The sequence below is a fragment of the Alcanivorax sp. HI0007 genome, assembly GCF_001635525.1.
Classification (GTDB): domain Bacteria; phylum Pseudomonadota; class Gammaproteobacteria; order Pseudomonadales; family Alcanivoracaceae; genus Alcanivorax.
Genome location: NZ_LWEJ01000002.1, coordinates 1 through 19,315 on the forward strand (window position 1 = coordinate 1; position 19,315 = coordinate 19,315).

20 protein-coding genes are annotated in these 19,315 nt (G+C 59.9%); 14 read left to right on the forward strand and 6 right to left on the reverse strand.

Annotated elements, in window-relative coordinates; genetic code table 11:
• On the forward strand, positions 1–829 hold an 829-nt coding region (locus A3714_RS00130), incomplete at its 5' end, for a DMT family transporter (protein ID WP_063527138.1).
• A gap of 4 nt (positions 830–833) precedes the next feature.
• On the opposite strand, the gene A3714_RS00135 is transcribed toward A3714_RS00130, so the two are convergent.
• Positions 834–1,877 (reverse strand): SDR family NAD(P)-dependent oxidoreductase, encoded by a 1,044-nt coding sequence (locus A3714_RS00135; RefSeq protein ID WP_231865963.1) that lies wholly within the window; start codon positions 1,875–1,877, stop codon positions 834–836.
• A gap of 108 nt (positions 1,878–1,985) precedes the next feature.
• Between A3714_RS00135 and A3714_RS00140 the strand changes: the two genes are divergently transcribed.
• From A3714_RS00140 to A3714_RS00150, 3 genes are all read left to right on the forward strand, one after another.
• Positions 1,986–2,585, forward strand: a complete 600-nt coding sequence (locus A3714_RS00140) for a TetR/AcrR family transcriptional regulator (RefSeq protein WP_231865964.1) — start codon at positions 1,986–1,988, stop codon at positions 2,583–2,585.
• A 71-nt stretch (positions 2,586–2,656) separates the two neighbouring features.
• Positions 2,657–2,929, forward strand: a complete 273-nt coding sequence (locus A3714_RS00145) for a hypothetical protein (protein ID WP_062815977.1) — start codon at positions 2,657–2,659, stop codon at positions 2,927–2,929.
• Between the two features lie 162 nt (positions 2,930–3,091).
• On the forward strand, positions 3,092–3,937 hold the full coding sequence (locus A3714_RS00150; RefSeq protein ID WP_231865965.1) for a lysophospholipid acyltransferase family protein: 846 nt from the start codon (positions 3,092–3,094) through the stop codon (positions 3,935–3,937).
• Positions 3,938–3,971: 34 nt separating this feature from the next.
• Here the strand turns inward: A3714_RS00150 and A3714_RS00155 are convergent, their stop codons facing one another.
• Both A3714_RS00155 and A3714_RS00160 read right to left on the reverse strand, forming a co-directional pair.
• Positions 3,972–4,334: a DUF6164 family protein gene (locus A3714_RS00155; RefSeq protein WP_062815526.1), complete on the reverse strand. Its 363-nt coding sequence runs from the start codon at positions 4,332–4,334 to the stop codon at positions 3,972–3,974.
• Between the two features lie 125 nt (positions 4,335–4,459).
• Positions 4,460–4,960 carry a DUF2938 domain-containing protein gene (locus A3714_RS00160; protein ID WP_063510130.1) on the reverse strand — a complete coding sequence of 167 codons (501 nt, stop codon included), beginning with the start codon at positions 4,958–4,960 and terminating at the stop codon, positions 4,460–4,462.
• Positions 4,961–5,023: 63 nt separating this feature from the next.
• Here A3714_RS00160 and A3714_RS00165 point away from each other — a divergent pair, with 63 nt between their 5' ends.
• The 3 genes from A3714_RS00165 (at position 5,024) to A3714_RS00175 (ending at position 8,105) form a co-directional block, all read left to right on the forward strand.
• The gene (locus A3714_RS00165; RefSeq protein ID WP_063510129.1) at positions 5,024–5,437 is read left to right on the forward strand and encodes a helix-turn-helix domain-containing protein; all 414 of its coding nucleotides are present in this window, start codon (positions 5,024–5,026) and stop codon (positions 5,435–5,437) included.
• 195 nt (positions 5,438–5,632) lie between these two features.
• Positions 5,633–5,896 (forward strand): hypothetical protein, encoded by a 264-nt coding sequence (locus tag A3714_RS00170; protein ID WP_063510128.1) that lies wholly within the window; start codon positions 5,633–5,635, stop codon positions 5,894–5,896.
• A gap of 79 nt (positions 5,897–5,975) precedes the next feature.
• Positions 5,976–8,105, forward strand: coding sequence for a patatin-like phospholipase family protein (locus A3714_RS00175; RefSeq protein ID WP_063510127.1), 2,130 nt, complete (start codon positions 5,976–5,978; stop codon positions 8,103–8,105).
• Positions 8,106–8,176: 71 nt separating this feature from the next.
• On the opposite strand, the gene A3714_RS00180 is transcribed toward A3714_RS00175, so the two are convergent.
• Positions 8,177–9,076: a metal-dependent hydrolase gene (locus A3714_RS00180; protein ID WP_063510126.1), complete on the reverse strand. Its 900-nt coding sequence runs from the start codon at positions 9,074–9,076 to the stop codon at positions 8,177–8,179.
• A 119-nt stretch (positions 9,077–9,195) separates the two neighbouring features.
• On the opposite strand from A3714_RS00180, the gene A3714_RS00185 reads away from it, so the two are divergent.
• Positions 9,196–10,272: an AraC family transcriptional regulator gene (locus A3714_RS00185; protein ID WP_231865966.1), complete on the forward strand. Its 1,077-nt coding sequence runs from the start codon at positions 9,196–9,198 to the stop codon at positions 10,270–10,272.
• Between the two features lie 259 nt (positions 10,273–10,531).
• Complete coding sequence (locus A3714_RS00190) at positions 10,532–11,890, forward strand: amidohydrolase (RefSeq protein WP_063510125.1); 1,359 nt, start codon at positions 10,532–10,534, stop codon at positions 11,888–11,890.
• A gap of 91 nt (positions 11,891–11,981) precedes the next feature.
• Here the strand turns inward: A3714_RS00190 and A3714_RS00195 are convergent, their stop codons facing one another.
• On the reverse strand, positions 11,982–12,383 hold the full coding sequence (locus A3714_RS00195) for an MAPEG family protein (RefSeq protein ID WP_063510124.1): 402 nt from the start codon (positions 12,381–12,383) through the stop codon (positions 11,982–11,984).
• Positions 12,384–12,457: 74 nt separating this feature from the next.
• Complete coding sequence (locus tag A3714_RS00200; RefSeq protein ID WP_062815532.1) at positions 12,458–13,087, reverse strand: TetR/AcrR family transcriptional regulator; 630 nt, start codon at positions 13,085–13,087, stop codon at positions 12,458–12,460.
• A 71-nt stretch (positions 13,088–13,158) separates the two neighbouring features.
• Between A3714_RS00200 and A3714_RS00205 the strand changes: the two genes are divergently transcribed.
• The 5 genes from A3714_RS00205 to A3714_RS00225 all read left to right on the forward strand — a co-directional run bounded on the left by A3714_RS00205 (position 13,159) and on the right by A3714_RS00225 (position 19,253).
• Positions 13,159–14,277, forward strand: coding sequence for an oxygenase MpaB family protein (locus tag A3714_RS00205; protein WP_062815533.1), 1,119 nt, complete (start codon positions 13,159–13,161; stop codon positions 14,275–14,277).
• A gap of 129 nt (positions 14,278–14,406) precedes the next feature.
• The gene (locus A3714_RS00210; protein WP_063510123.1) at positions 14,407–15,366 is read left to right on the forward strand and encodes an MBL fold metallo-hydrolase; all 960 of its coding nucleotides are present in this window, start codon (positions 14,407–14,409) and stop codon (positions 15,364–15,366) included.
• Positions 15,367–15,604: 238 nt separating this feature from the next.
• Positions 15,605–17,404 carry an ABC transporter ATP-binding protein/permease gene (locus A3714_RS00215; RefSeq protein WP_063509816.1) on the forward strand — a complete coding sequence of 600 codons (1,800 nt, stop codon included), beginning with the start codon at positions 15,605–15,607 and terminating at the stop codon, positions 17,402–17,404.
• Between the two features lie 104 nt (positions 17,405–17,508).
• Positions 17,509–18,381, forward strand: a complete 873-nt coding sequence (gene yghU / locus A3714_RS00220) for a glutathione-dependent disulfide-bond oxidoreductase (protein ID WP_063509815.1) — start codon at positions 17,509–17,511, stop codon at positions 18,379–18,381.
• A gap of 200 nt (positions 18,382–18,581) precedes the next feature.
• Positions 18,582–19,253, forward strand: a complete 672-nt coding sequence (locus tag A3714_RS00225; RefSeq protein WP_063509814.1) for a hypothetical protein — start codon at positions 18,582–18,584, stop codon at positions 19,251–19,253.
• Positions 19,254–19,315: the final 62 nt, after the last annotated feature.

The following is a 19,315-nucleotide window of genomic DNA, read 5'->3' on the forward strand; positions in this document are numbered from 1 at the left end:
GCCTTGCTGGTGTCTTTCTACCGGGGCGCCATCGGACTGCTGTTTGTTTGTGCTGGTCTGGCTGGTTCTGCAGCCCGCCGGCCATGGCCTGAGGAGCCGCCGATTATGGCTCTGGTCCAGCGTTGCCGGCCTGGGGGTGGCGGGTAATTTCGCGTTCTATTTTCTCAGTATTTCCCGGGGCAGCGTGGCCGTGGCCGCGACCTTGATGTATTGCGCCCCGGTGTTTGTGTATCTGGTGTCGTTTGTTTTTCGCCTGGAGCAGCCTTCACGGTTGAAGCTGGCTGCCATGGCCGTGGTGATGCTGGGTATCGTGCTGTTGACCCGGGTCTACGACATGGGCGGAGAGGGGCTGACCATGATGGGTGTGGTTGCCGGTTTACTGGCCGGGCTCAGCTATGCAGTCTTCATTTTCGGATTCAAGTATGCCGCGCCCCATGGCAGTCCCCAGGCGATTCTCTCCATTGCTTTTGCGGTGTTGGTGATGCTGCTGATGGCGCCGGCCAATGCCGGGCAGATTGTGGCAGCGATCCGTTCTCCCGATTGGCCGCTGTTTGCCGGGCTCGGTGTGCTGGGGGCCGGATTGTCGTTTGTCATTTATGTGATCGGCCTCCGGGATGTGCCGCCGGCGGTGGCGTCCATCGTGGCCATGGTGGAGCCGGTGACTGCGTCGTTGTTTGGCGTGGTGATCTTGCAGGAAAGCCTGGCCGCGCCACAGGGGGTCGGTATGGCACTGATTCTGGTGGCGGTAACTGCCTTGAGCTTTTATTCGCGCTCAGGCCGTCTGCCGTCCCGCTGGGGTGTCCACGGATCAGGCCGGGCCTGTCAGTGAATTCCTAGGCCCGGTGCTGGCTGTCTCTGGCACGAAACGGTGCCACCTTGCTGTCGTTGTGACCCTCTGCGGTGTCCATGACGCGGTTTTCGCCGCGCGCCTTGCGTGACACATAATCCGCCGGCGGTGTTTCAAACAGGCTCTGGTAGCTCAGGTTGACGATGGACTCGGAGGTTTTCGGTAACAGGTAATACATGGCCAGGGCGCCCTTGCCGAAGATGCCCAGTTTGCGTTTGTTCTGGGTGATGACCACATCCAGCAGCCAGTTCACCGCCGTCTCCGGTGACATGACCGGCAGGTAATCATAGATTTTGGTGGGCGCAATCATGGGCGTGCGCACCAGGGGATAGTTGATGGAAGAAAACCGCAGGTTGGTATGGGCATATTCATTGGCGGCCACCCAGGTCCAGCCTTCCAGTGCCCACTTGGAACCCAGATAGGCGGAAAAGCGGGCCGGGTTGGCCTGCACGCCCACGGTGGACACATTGATGATATGGCCCTCATCACGGGCTTCCATGACGGGCAGCAGGTTCATGGCCAGACGCAAGGCGGCAAAATAATTGAGCTGCATGGTGCGCTCGTAATCGTGGAAACGGTTCACGGTAAATTTGATCGAGCGACGGATGGAGCGGCCCGCGTTATTGATCAGGATATCCACATGACCGTGGTCGGCCAGGGCCTGCTGGCAGATGCGATCGCAATCATCCAGGTCGGTGAGATCGCCCGGATAGATAAACGCCCGGCCGCCCCGTTTGCGGATCCCGGTGGCAATGGCCTCCAGCTTGTCCGCATTACGGGCCACCAGTAACAGGGTGGCGCCGGCATCAGCCAGTTTGTCGGCCACGCCTTCGCCAATGCCGGAACTGGCACCGGTGAGCAGTACCACTTTCCCCTGCACCCGATCGCGAAGGGCCTGTCCGGGTGTCAGCAGGCTCCTGGCGTTCCAGGCCCAGTGGTGGCGGAGACGGCTGAAGTAGGGGCCGATTTTGGGGCGTCTGAACTGGATATCGTTGGCCATGGGGGACTCGCGGTTTGTGGTGACGGTCATCGTGCAGCCATTCTAATCTGAGCATATACTCGGAAAAACTCGGATTTCCTGACCGGAGCGGGGGGCGGGGATATGCGCACAGGAAATTGGCAAGCCACTGATTTTTCGATGAAAAAAGAGCCAAAGCAGGCGCGGTCAAAAGCCTCCGTCGCCGCCATGGTGGAGGCCTGCGCTCGGATTCTGGAGCGCCATGGGTATGCGGGGCTGAGCACCAATGCCATCGCCCAGGTGGCCGGAGTCAGCATTGGATCGGTGTATGAGTATTTCCCGGGCAAGGAAGCCGTGGTGGCGCGCCTGTCTGAGGCGCTGCTGGCGGAAACCACGTCCCTGCTGCATGACCGCCTGGACCTGACCAGTAGCCGCAATGACCTGCCTGTGGCCATGCGCCATTTTCTGGGCGCGCTGTATTCGCTGATGCGCCGGCAGCGCAAGCTGTTACGGGTGTTGGTGTTTCAGGTGCCCTATCTGCACCAGTTACCGGCCACCCGGCAATTGCAGAAAGACTTGCAGCAGGTACTGGAGAGCGGCTTGCAGAAAACCCGCCAGCATTATCAGATGACCGTTCACCCCCATACCCTGTATCTGATGGCAACCTCCACGGCAGGCAGTCTGTTGCATCTGGTATTGATGGCGCCGGCCGGGCTGGATCATGAGGCGATCCTGGATACCCTGGCCACGAAATTGTCGGAGTGGCTGATAGCAGGTTGAATCTCTCCCGGGCCGGCTCTGTTATCATGGGCGCCAAGCTAAATGATGATGGCGGATTTTTGGGACAACCCATGAAAGAACTTGAGCAGGCAGAAGACGATTTCGCCCAGCAGGCGCTGGTGGAAGCGGTGGAAAACCAGATCGCCGATGGTCATCCCCGCGAGGCAGGTCTGGTGATCATGGACCTGATTGGTCAGGGCGTCGACCGTGACGATGCCCTGGTGAAGATGGCCGATGTGCTGGCGGCGCAGATTGCGCATTCCATGCAGGAAGACCGCCCCTTTGACGTGAACGCCTACGCCCGCGATCTGCTGCAGCTGGCGTCAGCGGCTACCCCCGAGTAATTGCCGGTCCCCCTGCGGGGCTTCCTCCCCGATTCCCCTGTTCTGCCGCGATTGCCCGTTCTGACTGGCCGGAAAGGGCGGATCTGCCATGGTAACCCGCCGTTATAATGCTAGGCTTGCGCACCCTGGCGATGCGGCCAGCGAACACACACTGAGGTAATCGTGTCCGATATTGAGATCCCCATTGAAGATTTCCGTCCCCCGTCCCTGCGAACCATGGCCCGGGTGACCGCCCTGCAGCGCCGCTATTTCGCAGCAACGCTGGAAGGGGCGGAAAATGTGGATCCGCAACGACCGGGATTGTTTGTGGGAAATCACGCGCTGATGGGCGTGCTGGACTCCCCGCTGTTTGTCTACGAGTTGTATCGGCAGACGGGCGTGTTCCCCCGTTCCCTGGGCGATCATTTCCATTTTCCGACGCCGGTATGGGGCAAGCTGGTGACCCGTTTCGGCGCCGTGCCCGGTACCCGTGAAAATTGCCGCCGGCTGATGGAAAGTGGCCAGCATGTGCTGGTGTTTCCGGGCGGCGCCCGGGAGGTGGCCAAGCGTCGGGACGAGATCAACAAGCTGGTATGGAAGAAGCGTACCGGGTTCGTCTATATGGCCATCGAGCAGGGGTTCGACATCATCCCCTTTGCGTCACTGGGCTGTGACGAGGCCTACGACATCGTTTATGACGGTGACGATTTTGCCAACGGCTGGCTCGGCAAACGGTTGCTGGGCAACGACAAGGTCAACTCGCTGATGCGTGGCGGCGACTTGTTTATGCCCTTGGTGAAAGGGATTGGTCCCACCCTGCTGCCCAAGGCGGAGCCTTTCCATTTTTCCATCGGCAAACCCATTCCCACGGCGCACCTGCAAGGCCAGGAAAACGATCCCGCCGTGCTCTGGCAATTGCGTGAACAGGTCTCGGATGCCATCACCGGCATGCTGTCGAGCATGGATGAAGCGCGCAAAGCCCAGCCGCGTCCGCTGTGGCGAAAAGTGTTGGGTGCGCGCAAGCACTGAACAACGACGGCGAGAAAGGGCGAAAAGCAACGCCCTAACCCAGAGTGAGGAACGGCAGCAGCGTTACCAGCAATAGCGCCAGCACGGCCACCAACAACCCAACCACGCGCAGTGGCTGTTCACGCAAACGCCCACCCAGCGTCGGCGCTGTGCCTTCCCGTTGTGCTTGTTCATAGGCTTCTCGCTGGCGGCGGGCGCGGTCCTGCTGATAGTCGGCCAGCAAAGCCTTGGCGCGCTCGCGATCTTCAGGCTGGGTCAGCCAGATGCCCCCGGAGGAAATCCCCCACATGCTCGGGGCCGTCTCATAGAACAGGATCTGGTTTTGTTCCAGCAAGGCGCGCACTTCATCGGCCTCGTCATCGGGAACCCGGCGCAGATTCAGCAGTAAGGTGGTCATGGTGCTCCTGGTTATGTGTCCTGGCCTGCCCGGGCGGAAGCGGCATGGCGCAGAGATGTCTACAGGATACATGGCCGCAGGCCCCAATGGTTACCATCGCGAAGCGTTGCTCCCGGGTCTCACTATCAGTTCAGCAAACCGTGTGACACCCAGCCACCCAGATACAGGCCCAGACCGAATACGGCATGGGTCAGCAGGCTCTGCAGGCGTGCGGCGTTGGGGGCCGGCGTGCGGGAGGCCGCCATGCCGGCTCCCATGCCCGGCTGCATCAACAGAAACGGCGCGGCAACGGTGCCAATACCCACCAGCAAGGCCGGCCCCAGGGAGGGCTTCTCGATCCAGCTTTGTCCTGCTATACCCAGCAGAATTCCCGCGAAGGCCAGGCCGGTCAGATAATGGGCCAGCCAGCCGACGGTCTTTTCACCAGGCATGGCGGGCGATGCGGCAATGGCGGTGTGGCGGAATTGCCCGTGGCGCATATGCAGCAACCAGCGGCCCACCATGGCGTAGTTGGGTGGGGCGACTCCCAGCAAGGGCTGGCGTAGCCAGCTCCAGGCATCCATGACCAGGGTGGCGCAGAAACCGATGACGATCAGGCTGGGTAAAAACGCGATAACGTTATCCATGGGGCTTCCTCAAGATGACTTTGCTGATACTCTGCAACTTGAAGCTGGCTTGAGGTCAAGGTCGTGTTGGATATTACCGAAGTGGTGCGCCGGTCCGGCGTGCCGGCGTCGACGCTGCGCTATTACGAAGAGAAAGGGCTGATCCTTTCCACCGGGCGCCGGGGACTAAAGCGAATCTTTGCTCCCGGCATACTGGATCAATTGGCGCTGATTGCCCTGGGGCGGGCCGCAGGGTTTTCACTGGATGAAATCGGCGAAATGTTCGATGCCGGGGGCGAGCCCAGCATTGACCGGGATGCCCTGTCGGCAAAGGCCGATGAGCTGGATGACACTATCCGCAAACTGTCAGCTATGCGTGATGGCCTGCGCCATGCAGCAAAATGCCCGGCCCCCAGTCACCTTGAATGCGGCCAGTTTCGGCGCTTGATGAATATCGCCTCGGCGCGGATGAGACAGGAAAAAACCGGTGCCCGGTAGCGGCACAGTCCATCGGCCAGCGGTGTAGAATGGGGTCAGAATGGAACAGGGCGTAAACATGGACGAACAGGATGACGGTGACCGCAAGCCGGGTCATCTACGGTTTTCCAGTCACCGAGGCGGTCCGCGCCACCTGACGGCGAGTGCCGACTGTGCATGGGCTCGCTGCCAGAGAGACCCATTTCAGGAGTGAGCATGAACGATATGGAACAGTCAGAAGACGATTTCGCCCACGAGGCCTTGGTCGAGGCCATCGAAAACCAGATTGCCGAAGGGCACCCGCGGGAAGCCGGTCTGGTGATGATGGCACTGACATCTCAAGGGCTGGATCATGATGACGCCTTGAGCCAGATGGCCCAGTTGCTGGCTCGCCATATTGCTGCCAGTGCCGATAAGACGGCTCCCTTTGATGTGAATGCCTACGCCGGCGATTTGCTGGCCTTGTCGAAGAAAGGTTAAGCGCAATCTATCTTTACCCGTTATCCTGAGCAACGACATACTGCTGTAAGAAAAATATAAAAAAACGGGGAACAACAACATGAAAAGGAACTTCACGGCCTGCCTGCTGGGCATGGTGCTGTCTGCCGCCCTGTCCGGCTGTGCTACGCATGACACACCAGATCGTTTATCACAGATCACCGGAGCATCCGGCGACAAGGTCGTCAGTGCTGAAGATCAGCAAGGCTATCTGCGCAGCCGTTTCTGTCAGGAACTGCTACTGCGATTTGGTGTGAAAGGCTACGAGGGAGGTGAGCCTACCGCTGCCTTGCAGCGCTGCCTGGATGATACGGCTTCCGGCACCCCTTATCCCAGAGATGCATTTTCGATCGCATTGTCAGGGGGCGGGGCCCGTTCCGCCTCGTTTTCCATGGGAGTGTTGAAGGCGCTCAACCAGGCCGGCTTGCTGGAAGAGGCGGATGCCATCTCGTCGGTGTCCGGCGGTGGTTACACCTCTTACTGGCTGATGTCGCAGCGTTTCTACGGGACCATGTCCGCGCAGAAGCGGGATGATGAAAAGACGAGAGGCTTGCCCGACAGAAATCGGGAATTCTACGCCAGCGTGCTGAGTGATATGGCCGGCACTGCTGATGTGGTGTCCACGCCCTTTTGCCGGCAGGTGGCAGAAAAACATGGCGATGATCAGGGTGTGGAAAATCTGGCGCCGTTTTTCCTGTCGCGGACGGACGGCGACATCCTGGCGGACGATGCCTATCAGCGTCATATCGCGGACCAGTCAGACATTATCAACTATTCCAGCAACGAGGCCATGCAGGCCCTTGAGAGCGGTGGGCTAATCACCTCCCATGTGGTGTCGCTGCCTTTCTACTGGGTGACGGATGGTTTTCTGAATCTGCGACTGATCAATGGTTCGGTGTTTACCAATGCCTACCGGAAAGGGCTGGAGCGGGCCTATGGTTTGGCACCTAACGCCAACCATGATGCCTATGTGGATTACTTCGAACATGAACCCGACCAGTTTATGAACGCCCGTAATGGCAGCGTGCTGATATGGCGCCGGGCTTCCCAAACTGAGGAACTGCACTTTCGTCACCTGCGCGAGTTTGCATTGGCCTATAACGCCTGTGCGGACGCGCTCACCGAGGCGGGAGACTATGTGCCACCATTGTCCCTGCCGATCATCAACACCAAGTTGATTCGGCCATACAGCTTTTTCGATGACGACGATAATTACGACATGGCCTCGCTGGAGAAAAGTGTCTTTAGCTTCTCTCCGGTTCAGTGGGGATCGGCCCATACCAGTTACCAGCCGGAACAGCAGTTGTTGGCCCCGATTTCTTTTTCCAAAGCGGTTGCCACATCCGGTGCGGCGGTGGATGAAGGCGCCAGACAGTTGCGGGGAGTGGGGGATTTCTTTGTCTCCGCCGCCAATGTGAATCTCGGCTACAAGATGCGCAATCCCGCCACCCAGGAAGGGCCTATGGGCAGTGTCTGGTTCTGGACCTACAAGCTGCTGGGCGGGTTCCCCCTGAAGTTCGTCGTGCCGGAGCAGTATCACGCGACACTACGTATCAGCGATGGTGGCCATGCCGAGAACCTGGGGCTGTACTCTCTGATCGAGCGGGGCACAAAACGAATCGTGGTGGTGGATGCCGAGCATGACCCCGACTACGAATTCGAATCGCTCAAACGCATCCGGGGAAACCTGGAAACCAACCTGGGAATTACGCTGGCGTGTGCCGAAGACGAAAAGTCCAGCCACTGCCCGCTGGCCGGTGATTATATTCAGCGCCAGGGCGCGGGGGTGTTTGAGCTGATAGCGACCGGCTTTCCCTGGCAGGTGCCCAGCCGGATTCTTTATGTGAAGTTATCGCTGGACGAAAGGATGGTGGCCGACAATCTGGCCGCCCAGCCCGACCAGGCCTGCCTGACCTCGCTGGCGGATCTTGGCGAAGATGCGGCGCATTACTCCTGCAATGTGGCCCGCTATTACGACAGTGAAAGCGGGCAGCACAATGCCTTCCCGCAGAACACCACGGCGGACATCTGGTACAGCGAGGAGCAGTATGAAGCGTACCGGGATCTGGCCTATTTCATGGCTGTAACCCGACTCAACCCGAAACTAAAAGACTGGAAAAGCCAGATCCAGGAGGAGCGGGAACGGGCGAGAGACCTAGTGGATAGGTACCGGGTCTCCCCCGCCCGCTGATCGTCGCTTAAGGCCTTGTTTGCAAGCGATGTTCCCGGTGACGATTCGTTGGCAGGCAAGGCTCGCTGGAATCAGCCCCAGTCACCCAGCCATTTCTTCTTCGCTTTCTCCACCAGATCCCGGGCGTCGTGATCCCACGGGTGGAACCTGGGGCTGTAGAACTTGAAGTAGGAGGGCAGCAGCTTGCGGAATACGCCGGGGCGGCCCCACATGTAGTTCAAGCCGCTGAGCCATGACTTCATGTTGCCCAGCTGGCCGTCTTCTTTCATCAATTGCACCAGATGTACGGCAGAGAACACCGGGAACAGCACGCTGACGACCATCATTTCCGTGACGCGGGTGAACTCGCTGCCGCCGATGGCCTTGTAGACATCAAACGCCACCGCCTTGTGCTCGGATTCCTCGATGGCATGCCAGGCCCAGATCGGCGCGATGCGCGGGTCCATCTGTTCCAGGGCGTCGTATTTGAGCAGGAACTCCTCGGCCATCAGTGCGGTGAAATGCTCCACGGCCACGGTGTGGGCGAGCTGGCGTTCCGGGCTCAGATACTTGCGCATGAGATTCATGAAACCCAGGATTTCCCGCTCCAGCCGGGCCAGATCCACCCCGCGTTCCTGCAGAAAACCATTCATGAGTTCGTGCTCACGGGAGTGGTGGGCTTCCTGGCCGATGAAGCCCTTGATGGCTTTCTTCAGTTCCGGGTCGGTGATCTGATCCTGGTAATGGCGCACCGAATCAATGAAAAAACGCTCACCGGGCGGGAAGCTGGCGGACAGGGCGGCCAGCAGCAGGGTTTTCGCCGGGTCGTTGTCCCACCAGTAGCGTGGCATATCGTTCGCCTCGCTGAAGGCGAACTGGGGGCGACGCACCTTGGGAATCATGTTCTTGGGGGTCTTGCTGGCGACGGTGCGTACGGTACCGATGAGGCCTTTGCGTTTCTTGTCCTGATTGATGGGAACAGTGGCATTCATGGTCGTGCTCCTTGCGGCCGTTTGCGGCCCTTCTGTCTTAATATGGCTCATACGGTACTGGTTTCGGGGCAGGGGGCGTGAGATTCTGCACGGACATTGTACTTGTCATTGGTGGCCAAATGCCGCAACGCGAAATCCTGACAGCCACGACTGAACAACTGGCATCGCTCCCGGCCTGGGTGCGTCAGCGCAATCAGTCTGCCACCTACCCGCGTGCCTTCATGGAAGCGGCAGTGGAGAGTGGCGCCTCCCGGGAGCAGCTATTGCAGATTGCCGGTGTTGCCTCCGAGCAGATTGACGATCCTGCCGGGCGGTTGTCCTTGCACGAAACCTGGATGATGGGGGCGGCGGCACTGTCACTCACGGGCAATGGCAGCCTGGGGTTTGCCTCTGGCGACCGCATGCCCCTCACCGCCCACGGCAACCTGGGCTATGCCCTGATGTGCGCCGGGAGCCCCCGTGAGGCCATCACCATTCTGGAACGCTTCTGGCATCTGCGCGGGCGCGGGGCGCGGTTGATGGTAAGCGAAAGCGAGAATCGCCTGTTGATGGAGCTGGTGATGGAGCTGCGCGCGCCGGACGCCCTGCGCGACATGCTGATGAGCTCCATGCTGACCAGCATGTATCGGGGCATGGAATTTCTGATACCACACCTGCCCGAGCAGCGGGAGATCTGGGTGTATGGGCAGGCGCCGGCGGGGTTTGATCGCTGGCAGTCGTTGCTGCCGACGGTTCGTTTCGGCATGCCCCAGGCTGGCATTTCCCTGACGGGGGATATCACCCTGCTGGATCAACCGCTACCCACTGCCAATCCGGAAGCCCTGTCACTGGCACTGGCCCAGTGCGAACGGGAAAGCGCGCTGGTGGATGACGACGATGACATTCTGCGCCGTGCCCGTGCTGCCCTGATCCCGGGTGCCGACGGGTACCCGTCTCCAGAAGCCCTGGCCGATAGTCTGCACCTGACGCCCCGCACCCTGCGGCGGCGCCTGCAGGAACAGGGCTACAGTTACCAGCAGCTGCTGGAAGCCGCCCGCCGGCGGGACAGCTGCCAGATGCTGGCGGACCCGGACCTGGAAATTCGCCGCATCGGGGAGGCCCTTGGTTATGGTGACCCGGCCAACTTCACCCGTGCCTTCAAGACCTGGACCGGCCTGTCTCCCCGCGAATGGCGCAAGCGCCAGGATGATGGCTGATTCAGGCTCCCCGTTGGCGCTTTGCTGGCAAAGCGAAGCGCCATTTGCCGTCCCGGCGCCGGATTGAACGTCTTCGCCTTGCCAGCAAGGCTCCAACGACGCAGTGCTTGAGCCGAACACGTCGCGTAAAGCGGGTGTTATCCCGGCGTTTTCCGGCGCCCATTCATGTGTCCCCGATTGAAAAGCCTCTCCTTGACCCGCTCGCCCCTCCTGTGGTCAATTATTGAAATTACATTCCAAAAAAATAAAGGGAGAGCACATGTCATTCATCAATGGGCTGCGTAACAGCCTTCTGGCTGGCGCAGTGATGGCCTGCGGCCCGGCACAGGCCGCCATTCCGACGCCTCTTAGCGAAAAGGTTAATCAACTGGCGGTAGACCAGCAGCCGGAGCTGGAGAAGGTGTTTCGCCAGTTGCACGCCAACCCGGAGCTGGCCTTCGACCTGCATGATACCTCCGCGCTCGTGGCCAAGCGGCTGAAGAAACTGGGTTACCAGGTGCATACCGGTATTGCCAAAACCGGCCTGGCGGCAGTACTGAAAAACGGCGACGGCCCGGTGATCATGTTCCGCAGCGACATGGATGCCCTGCCGGTAAAAGAGGAAAGTGGTCTGCCCTATGCCAGCAAAAAACAGGTGGAGCTGGATGATGGCAGCACCAGCTATGTATCCCATGCCTGTGGCCACGATTCCCATACCGCCTGGTTGCTGGGCATCGCGAAAGTGATGATGGAAACCCGCGATGCCTGGTCCGGCACCCTGGTGCTGGTGGGCCAGCCGGCGGAAGAGCTGATTGCCGGTGCCCAGGCCATGGTGGACGACGGCCTCTATGACAAGGTACCCAAGCCCTCCCTGCTGATTTCCGCCCATGTGTATCCGGTGTGGCCGGCGGGCACGGTGGCGGTGAAAGCCGGCCGCCGCATGGCTGGCAGTGATCAGCTGGATGTGCATCTCACAGGCATCGGCGGCCATGGTTCCCGCCCGGAAGGCACCATTGATCCGGTAGTCATGGGCGCGCGGGCGGTGATGGCCTACCAGACCATCGTCAGCCGCAACATCCCCGCCCAGGATCCGGCAGTGCTGACGGTGGGCGCCATGCAGGTGGGCGAAACCCATAACGTGATTCCGGAAACCGGCACCCTGAAATTGAACCTGCGCTGGTTCGACAAGGGCGTGCGCCAGACCATGCTGGATGCCATCGATCGGGAAACCCGGGGTATTGCCGTCGCCGCCGGAGTGCCGAAGGAGCGCGAGCCCACCATCACCATGCTGGGGTATGCGGAACCGGTGATTAACGAGCCGGCCCTGGCGGAGAAAGCTAATGCCACTCTGGTAGGGGCTCTTGGGAAAAAACGGATCATGCCCGGCATTCCCCCGGTGATGGGGTCCGAAGATTTCCCCATGCTGGTGGCGGGTATCGACGATGCCGAGACCCTGTTCGTGGAAGTGGGCGGTGGCGCCCCGGATGTGATGAAGACGTACATGAGCACCGGCGAACTGCCGCCGCTCAACCACAATCCGAAATTCCGCATCGAAAATCCCGGCCTGGCGATCACCACCGCCGTACAGGCCAACAGCGCCTTGTTGCTGGATGCCTTTCTTGCCGGTGACGGCGAGTAAGTTCGGCTTTCTCCTTGATAACAAAAACAGCGGCCAAGGCCGCTGTTTTTTTCAGGGCGGTTCCGTGTCCCTGATCAAACGGCGAAGCTGGTTATATCAGAGCCACAGCCAGATACAGCATCAGGGCCACCTGGGCGAGGAAGAGGCTGGCGCGGACAAATACAAGCGGAAAGCTGGTGCCGATCAGGTGCACCAGGCTTTGCCCGATGCGTGCCGCCACAATGAAGCCTGCCACCGCGTTGACGGTCTCGCTCTGACCCGTGGCCGCGGCAACCAGTACCAGGGCGGCAAACAGGGGCAGGTTTTCCAGGCAATTCAGGTGGGCAGCCTTGGCGCGAATCAGGATGGCCGGGTCATCAACCGGGTTGCCCCGCTCCCAGTGATTGGCGGCTTTCTTGCCGGTGAGTACCAGCGGCAGTCGGTAGGTGGCGTAGCTGAGCGCCAGAATCAGCGTCCAGACGATATAAATCAGCAGTGCAGTCATTCCGGTCATGGGGTGGCCCTTTTCGCAGACAAAAAAGCATCGTGGTGACGGGGAGGGCAAGAGAGCGTGAATGCCCTGGGCTATTACGCCGACCCATAGAAATAGCGGGTCATCAGGAGGGTGACTTCCTCCACGATTTCCGCGTCCGTGTAGAACGGTACCGGCTCCAGCAAGTGTTTGGTGAGAATGGCGCTGCAGGCGTTGAATGCAATGTAGATGGCCCGGTCCAGGTCTTTTACCTGGAGCCGTTGGCGTTGCTTGATCAGAAAGCGGTGCATGGCTTCCATCAGCCGCCGCTCAACATCCCGTCCTTCCGGCAGGTTGGTAATCATGTGCTGGCTTTTCAGTAACTCCGGGAGAATGCCGCCGCGCTGCCGGAAATGCTGAATCCCCAGGCTGGCCCACAGTCGGGTGGATTCCTCCACCGACGTGTCCCCCAGCCCATCCAGCATATCGTTGAGGCCTCGGGTCAGGTCGTTCAGATAGCGTTGTACCACCGCGCTGAGCAGGGCCTGTTTGTTGGGGAAATACTGGTAAAGGGTGGCGATGTTGACGTTGGCCTGCTCGGCCACCTTGTTGGTGGTCAGGGCGTCCAGTCCCTGTGTCAGCACCAGTTCATCGGTGGCTGCAATGATGCGCTCCACCGTGCGCAGGGCACGGGGCTGGGAGGGTTGTTTTTTCAGGGCGCTGAGAGGGAGATTCTGTCGGTCCATAAAACCAAGTATTAACCAAGTAGTTGCTTGGATTATGGTCCGGGGACAGCAAACTGCAAGAGGGAATCGTCATGACGGTACCGGCAGCCATGGTTTCCCCCCAGGCCAATCGCCACTGGGAGGCCAAATACGCGGACAGGGTGATGGATCGCATGCGTGGCACCTGTGACCCCCTGGCGGATGCCGTGGCAGCTCGTATCCAGCGGGCCCGCCCGGCACAGATGCTGGATGAGGTCTTCGCCCGGGCAAAGCATGAGGGTGGGGTTTTCTCCGATTATCTGGACCACTGTCACACCATACCGTCCTGGGTGGACTGGCAGCAGGTGGAGCATGCCGCCCGGGTGAACCTGGGCTTTGCCAATGTGCGCTCCATTGCCCTGTTGGTGAGCAGCCTGGTGGAGGGTTATTCCCTGAGCAAGGCGACCCATGTGCTGATTGCCACCGGGCGGTTGCACCAGGACGTATTGCGCCGGGTCTACGAGACATCGCAGATGACCCACAATATGAACGTGCCCGGCGGACTGCGTCCCGGGGCAGAAGGGCATCGCACGGTGATGGAAGTGCGATTGCTGCATGCCATGGTGCGCAAGTACTTGCGTGAGCGGGGCTGGGAAACGGAAAAGTACGACGCGCCAATCAACCAGGAAGACATGGCCTTCACCATTATCGAGTTCAACTACCTGGCCCTGCGCGGCATGGAACGTATGGGGGCAGCGCTCAGTGATGATGACAGGGCGGCAAGTCATCACCTGTGGCGTTTCATGGCGCGTCAGAACGGGGTCTGTGACGAGATGCTCACGGACTCCCTGGATGAGGAGATCTACCAGTACCAGCGTATCCGCGAACGCCAGTACAACCCCAACGAAGAGGGCCGCCTGTTGGCCCAGACGGTGATCACCGCCCTGGCCGGCCAGCCGCCCTTCCGGCTGTCGGAAGGGTTGTTGTTTGAATTGAGCCGCATCTGTCTGGGCGATGAACTGGCAGATGTGTATGCGTTGCCGCGCAGTGCGTTTTGGCATCGGGCGGTGCTGGCCTACAAGGCAGCCAACCGGCTCTCCACCCTGGCGCACTATCAGGTGCCCGGGGTGGCCCGATTAAGCGAAAAAATGAATCTCCGCATGCTGCGGGGGGCGTTGCACAAGAATCTGCCTGCGGATCCGCAGAAGCGGGCGTTTCGGCATATTTCCTGATCCGCTACGCGGGCTGGCGTTGCGCAGGAAGTCTGTAGGCCGGTCCTGTCAGGCGTCACACCAATGTCGAGTGGCTGATGGCGGTGGCGTCACCTATAGTCGGGGGACGCTGCAATCTCAGGAGTTTCCATGACGGTCCCCACCTACCTGGATATCGGTCATCACATCACCCGCATCGATACAGCCATGGTGCACGAAGGGCTGGCGGCCTGTTATCTGCTTCAGGCGGATCAGGCATGCGCCATCATTGAAACCGGTACCCACAATACAGTGCCAGTCATTCTGGCGTTGTTGGAGGCGCGTGGTATCGAGCTTTCACAGGTGAAGTATGTGATCCCCACCCATGTGCATCTGGACCATGCCGGGGGTGTTGGTGGTTTGATGGCAGCGTTACCTGAAGCCACCCTGCTGGTACATCCGCGCGGCGCTCGCCATATGATTGATCCGGCAAAACTCAAGGCCGGTGCCACAGCGGTATACGGTGAGGAACAGTTTGCCGAAATCTATGGCGATATCATTCCCGTGGATGAGCGCCGGGTGCGCACCATGGATGACGGTGATGAAGCCTCCGTGGGGGATCGCAAGCTGGTCTTCATCGATACCCCCGGGCATGCCCGTCATCATTTCTGTGTGTATGACCCCGCGTCCCGCGGGATTTTCACCGGTGACACCTTTGGCCTGTCCTATCCGCCCCTGACCACCGTCAACGGCCCCTTTATCTGCCCGACCACCACCCCGGTGCAATTCGATCCACCGGCCCTGAAAGCCTCCATTCGCACCTTGCTGGCCCTGAAACCCGAGCGAATCTATCTCACCCATTACGGCATGGTGGAAAACCCGCAGCCCCTGGGCGAGCGGCTGCTGACCATGGTGGATGACTATGTGGCGCTGGCGGAAGCCGTGGTGGCAACGTCCGACGGTGATGCGCAGGAACAAGCGCTGATGACGGCCATGAGGGAGTATCTGTTTCGCTGCGCCCGGGAACATGGCTGCGAGATGTCCGACGAGCAGCTGGACGCGGTGCTGGGGCTGGATATCCAGCTCAACAGCCAGGGCCTGGCGGTGTGGCTGCAGTCCCGTTCCCGTTAGCCCGACGATGAAAACCGGCATGCCCTAGCAATGACATTATTTGTAGGAGCGTCGCTGGCGGCGCGAACCGGAACGAAGTGCATAACCCGACGTTAGCAATCGCGCCGCGAGCGACGCTCCTACGGAAAGCCGGAAAATGTTTCATTAACGGTAATAGGGTTCCCGGGCGCTCCGTCATCCGATTGTTGCCCGCCATGTTGTTATACTGCGGACTCTTTTCTCCAAAGCAGGCCTTGTTATGCGCGGTATGAGCCAGGATGTGACCCCCAAGCCCATCGACTGGTCCGTGCTGAAAACCCTGTTTCCCTACCTGCTGGAATTTCGCGCCCGCATTGGCCTGGCGGTGCTGTGCCTGGTGCTGGCCAAGCTGGCCAGTGTGGGGCTGCCGTTTATTCTCAAGCATATCGTCGACGGGCTGGACGCCAAGGATGTCAGTGAACTGATTACCCTGCCGCTGGGGCTGTTGCTGGCCTACGGCGTGGTGCGGTTTTCCAATGTGTTGTTTGGTGAGCTGCGCGATACCTTATTCGGCCGCGTCACCGAGCGCGCCATGCGCCGGATTGGCCTGCAGGTGTTTCGGCACCTGCACACCCTGGATCTGGATTTTCATCTCAATCGTCGCACCGGCGGCTTGTCCCGGGATATCGAGCGGGGCACCAATGGCATCAGTTTTCTGCTGCGCTTCATGGTGTTCAATATCCTGCCCACCCTGCTGGAAATCGGCATGGTCATCGGGCTGCTGCTGTGGAATTACGATGTCTGGTTTGCCCTGATTGTGGCGGTGTCGGTGGCCGCCTACGTGGGCTTTTCCGTGTTCGCCACGGAATGGCGGCTGGCCTTTATCCGTGAGGCTAACCAGGCGGAGTCCTCCAGCAGCACCCGGGCCATCGACAGCCTGCTCAACTATGAAACGGTGAAATACTTCACCAACGAGGATTTTGAGGCGCGCCACTACGACGAAAACCTGGAGCGCTGGGAGCTTGCCCGGGGCAAGAACCGCCTGTCACTGTTTGCGCTCAATGCAGGGCAGTCCCTGATTATTGCCGTGGCGGTGACCGCCGCCATGGTGCTGGCGGCAGTGCAGGTCACCGACAAGGTGATGACCCTGGGTGACTTCGTGCTGATCAATGCCTTCATGATGCAGGTGTTCATGCCGCTGAATTTTCTCGGTTTCGTGTACCGGGAAATGAAAGGGGCCATGACCAATATTGAAAACATGTTTGCGGTGCTGGACGTGAAGCCGGGCGTGGTGGATCGCGATGACGCCACAGAACTGACCGTGGCTGACGGCGAGATCCGTTTCCATGATGTGCACTTCGGTTATGGCGATACGCGGGACATTATTCGTGGCGTCAGTTTTACCGTGCCGTCCAAACAGAAGGTGGCGATTGTGGGCAGCAGCGGGGCGGGCAAATCCACCCTCTTCAAACTCCTGTTTCGCTTTTATGACGTGAGCAGCGGAGACATCACTATCGATGGCCAGTCCGTTCGCCAGGTCAGCCAGCGTTCCTTGCGTCGACAGATCGGCGTGGTGCCCCAGGATACGGTGCTATTCAATACCAGCATTTTCGAGAACGTCCGTTATGGTCGCATTGACGCCAGTGATGATGAGGTGCGAGAGGCCATTCGTCTGGCCTACCTGTCCGACTTCATCGCCTCCCTGCCGAAGGGCGAGAACACCATGGTGGGTGAGCGGGGCCTGAAACTGTCCGGCGGCGAAAAGCAGCGGGTGTCCATCGCCCGTGCTCTGCTCAAGCATCCGCCCATCATGGTTTTCGATGAAGCCACGTCGTCGCTGGACAGTCACTCCGAAAAGATCATTCTCAAGGCTATCGGTGAGATTTCGCATCAGCAGACCACCCTGGTGATCGCCCATCGCCTGTCCACCATCATGGATGCGGATCGCATCATTGTGCTGGATAACGGCCAGGTGGCGGAGCAGGGCAGCCATGTTGAGTTGCTGGCCCGGGGCGGTTTGTATGCGCACCTTTGGGAAGTGCAACAGCATGAGAGTGAGTCGACCGATCGATTAATTTGAAGCGTTTGTCCATTTTTTTCAGCTTGTTCCGGGCGCCCGGGCTGGCCATGATGAGACAACATTCAACGTGCACAGGCCATGCCTGTTATCGATCGGGAGCAACTATGTCTGACCCCACCTACACCCCACCTCGCGTCTGGAAATGGGACCAGGCTAACGGCGGTGCCTTTGCCAATATCAACCGGCCCATCGCCGGGCCCACCCATGACAAGGCACTGCAAGTGGGCAAGCATCCCCTGCAGCTATACTCCCTGGCGACCCCCAATGGCGTAAAGGTCACCGTGATGCTCGAAGAGCTGCTGGAAAAAGGTCACAAGGACGCGGAGTACGATGCCTGGTTGATCAATATCCAGAATGGCGATCAGTTTGGCAGTGGCTTTGTGGAAGTGAATCCCAACTCCAAGATTCCCGCCATGGTGGATCACAGTGTTACCCCGCCGCGTCGGGTGTTCGAATCCGGCAATATCCTGCTGTATCTGGCAGAAAAATTCGGCGAGTTTCTGCCCGAGGATCCGGGCAAGCGTACCGAAACGTTGAGCTGGCTGTTCTGGCAAATGGGCAGTGCGCCCTTGCTGGGGGGCGGCTTCGGCCATTTTTATGCCTATGCCCCGGAAAAATACGAATACCCGATCAATCGTTACACCATGGAGATCAAGCGCCAACTGGATGTGCTTGATCGCCAGCTGGCGGAAAACGATTACATTGCCGGCGATGAATACACCATTGCCGACATGGCGATCTGGCCCTGGTATGGAGCGCTGGTGACCAACAAGGTCTATGAGGCGGCGGAGTTTATCGAAGCGCACACCTACAAGAATGTGTTGCGCTGGACGGAGCAAATCCGCCAACGTCCGGCGGTGGAGCGTGGCCGTAAGGTAAACCGGGCCTGGGGGGAACCCTCCAGTCAATTGTGGGAGCGGCATGACGCCAGCGACTTCGAGCTGCGCACCCTGGACAAACTGCAAGGTGAGCAATAGCAAACTCCAGGGCTTGCTAAAACGTAGGGTGCACTGAGCCTAAGGCGAACTGCACCGATCCGGCGTTTGAATGGTGCAGTTCGCTTTAGGCTCAGTGCACCCTGCGCAAGGCGTTGCGGTTTGTTTTCCGGTAACCCGTTGGCGCGCTGGCCGTGATTCCACTGGTGTGATGGCGCGTTGTCTTGCGTTAATCTCACTCCATGACCACGTCGCCAACCGCTGCCCGCCTGGCACCACTGGCCTGGGCCACTGCCCTGTTGCCGCTGGTGACCATGCATGTCTGCTATCTGCTCTCTGCCAGTGAGCAGCTGGTCCCCTGGTGTCTGCCCTGGTTCGAGGGTTGTACCAGCATTTCCCGCGCGTCCCGTTCCGGCACGGCCTACTTCGTTTTCAAGGCGGGCATGTTGCCTGCCTGTGTCTGCATGGTGTTGTTCTGGTGGTCCAATCGCCAGTGGCTGCGACAGCTGGGGGTGGAGCCCCGGCTCTGGTGGGGGTTGGGGATGCTGGCGGCCCTGCCTCTGGCTCTCTATACGGTGGTGCTTGGCCACGCGGGGGATACGCCCTACCTGCTGCGTCGGATCGGTGTCGTGGGGTTCTTCGGGCTCACCTACCTGGCGCAACTGGGATTGAGCGCCTCCTTGCGTACCACGGCGCTATCCCGGGCGGGCCGCAGGCTGTTTGCCCTGAGCGGGTTTACCCTGCTGGTGGGGATCGCGTCATTGATTCTGGGGATGATCTGGCCGGAACACTACGACAGCATGGACGATGGGTTCGAGTGGGTGCTGGCCGTGCTGATCAACCTGCATACCTTGTGGGTGGCATGGCTATGGCAGCGCGGCGGCTTCTCCGTCACGTTTTCATCGAACCCCTGACCTGATCGCGATCCAGACTACGGCGTCTTTTGTGGGCCGGGCAAAGTCAGGGTCGGGCCAAC

What these genes read in the sequence shown, in the direction of transcription:
- A3714_RS00135 (WP_231865963.1), bottom strand. Translation starts at nt 1,877, where the DNA reads ATGACCGTCACCACAAACCGCGAGTCCCCCATGGCCAACGATATCCAG.
- A3714_RS00140 (WP_231865964.1), top strand. Translation starts at nt 1,986, where the DNA reads ATGAAAAAAGAGCCAAAGCAGGCGCGGTCAAAAGCCTCCGTCGCCGCC.
- A3714_RS00145 (WP_062815977.1), top strand. Translation starts at nt 2,657, where the DNA reads ATGAAAGAACTTGAGCAGGCAGAAGACGATTTCGCCCAGCAGGCGCTG.
- A3714_RS00155 (WP_062815526.1), bottom strand. Translation starts at nt 4,334, where the DNA reads ATGACCACCTTACTGCTGAATCTGCGCCGGGTTCCCGATGACGAGGCC.
- A3714_RS00160 (WP_063510130.1), bottom strand. Translation starts at nt 4,960, where the DNA reads ATGGATAACGTTATCGCGTTTTTACCCAGCCTGATCGTCATCGGTTTC.
- A3714_RS00170 (WP_063510128.1), top strand. Translation starts at nt 5,633, where the DNA reads ATGAACGATATGGAACAGTCAGAAGACGATTTCGCCCACGAGGCCTTG.
- A3714_RS00175 (WP_063510127.1), top strand. Translation starts at nt 5,976, where the DNA reads ATGAAAAGGAACTTCACGGCCTGCCTGCTGGGCATGGTGCTGTCTGCC.
- A3714_RS00180 (WP_063510126.1), bottom strand. Translation starts at nt 9,076, where the DNA reads ATGAATGCCACTGTTCCCATCAATCAGGACAAGAAACGCAAAGGCCTC.
- A3714_RS00185 (WP_231865966.1), top strand. Translation starts at nt 9,196, where the DNA reads ATGCCGCAACGCGAAATCCTGACAGCCACGACTGAACAACTGGCATCG.
- A3714_RS00190 (WP_063510125.1), top strand. Translation starts at nt 10,532, where the DNA reads ATGTCATTCATCAATGGGCTGCGTAACAGCCTTCTGGCTGGCGCAGTG.
- A3714_RS00195 (WP_063510124.1), bottom strand. Translation starts at nt 12,383, where the DNA reads ATGACCGGAATGACTGCACTGCTGATTTATATCGTCTGGACGCTGATT.
- A3714_RS00200 (WP_062815532.1), bottom strand. Translation starts at nt 13,087, where the DNA reads ATGGACCGACAGAATCTCCCTCTCAGCGCCCTGAAAAAACAACCCTCC.
- A3714_RS00205 (WP_062815533.1), top strand. Translation starts at nt 13,159, where the DNA reads ATGACGGTACCGGCAGCCATGGTTTCCCCCCAGGCCAATCGCCACTGG.
- A3714_RS00210 (WP_063510123.1), top strand. Translation starts at nt 14,407, where the DNA reads ATGACGGTCCCCACCTACCTGGATATCGGTCATCACATCACCCGCATC.
- A3714_RS00215 (WP_063509816.1), top strand. Translation starts at nt 15,605, where the DNA reads ATGCGCGGTATGAGCCAGGATGTGACCCCCAAGCCCATCGACTGGTCC.
- yghU (WP_063509815.1), top strand. Translation starts at nt 17,509, where the DNA reads ATGTCTGACCCCACCTACACCCCACCTCGCGTCTGGAAATGGGACCAG.
- A3714_RS00225 (WP_063509814.1), top strand. Translation starts at nt 18,582, where the DNA reads ATGACCACGTCGCCAACCGCTGCCCGCCTGGCACCACTGGCCTGGGCC.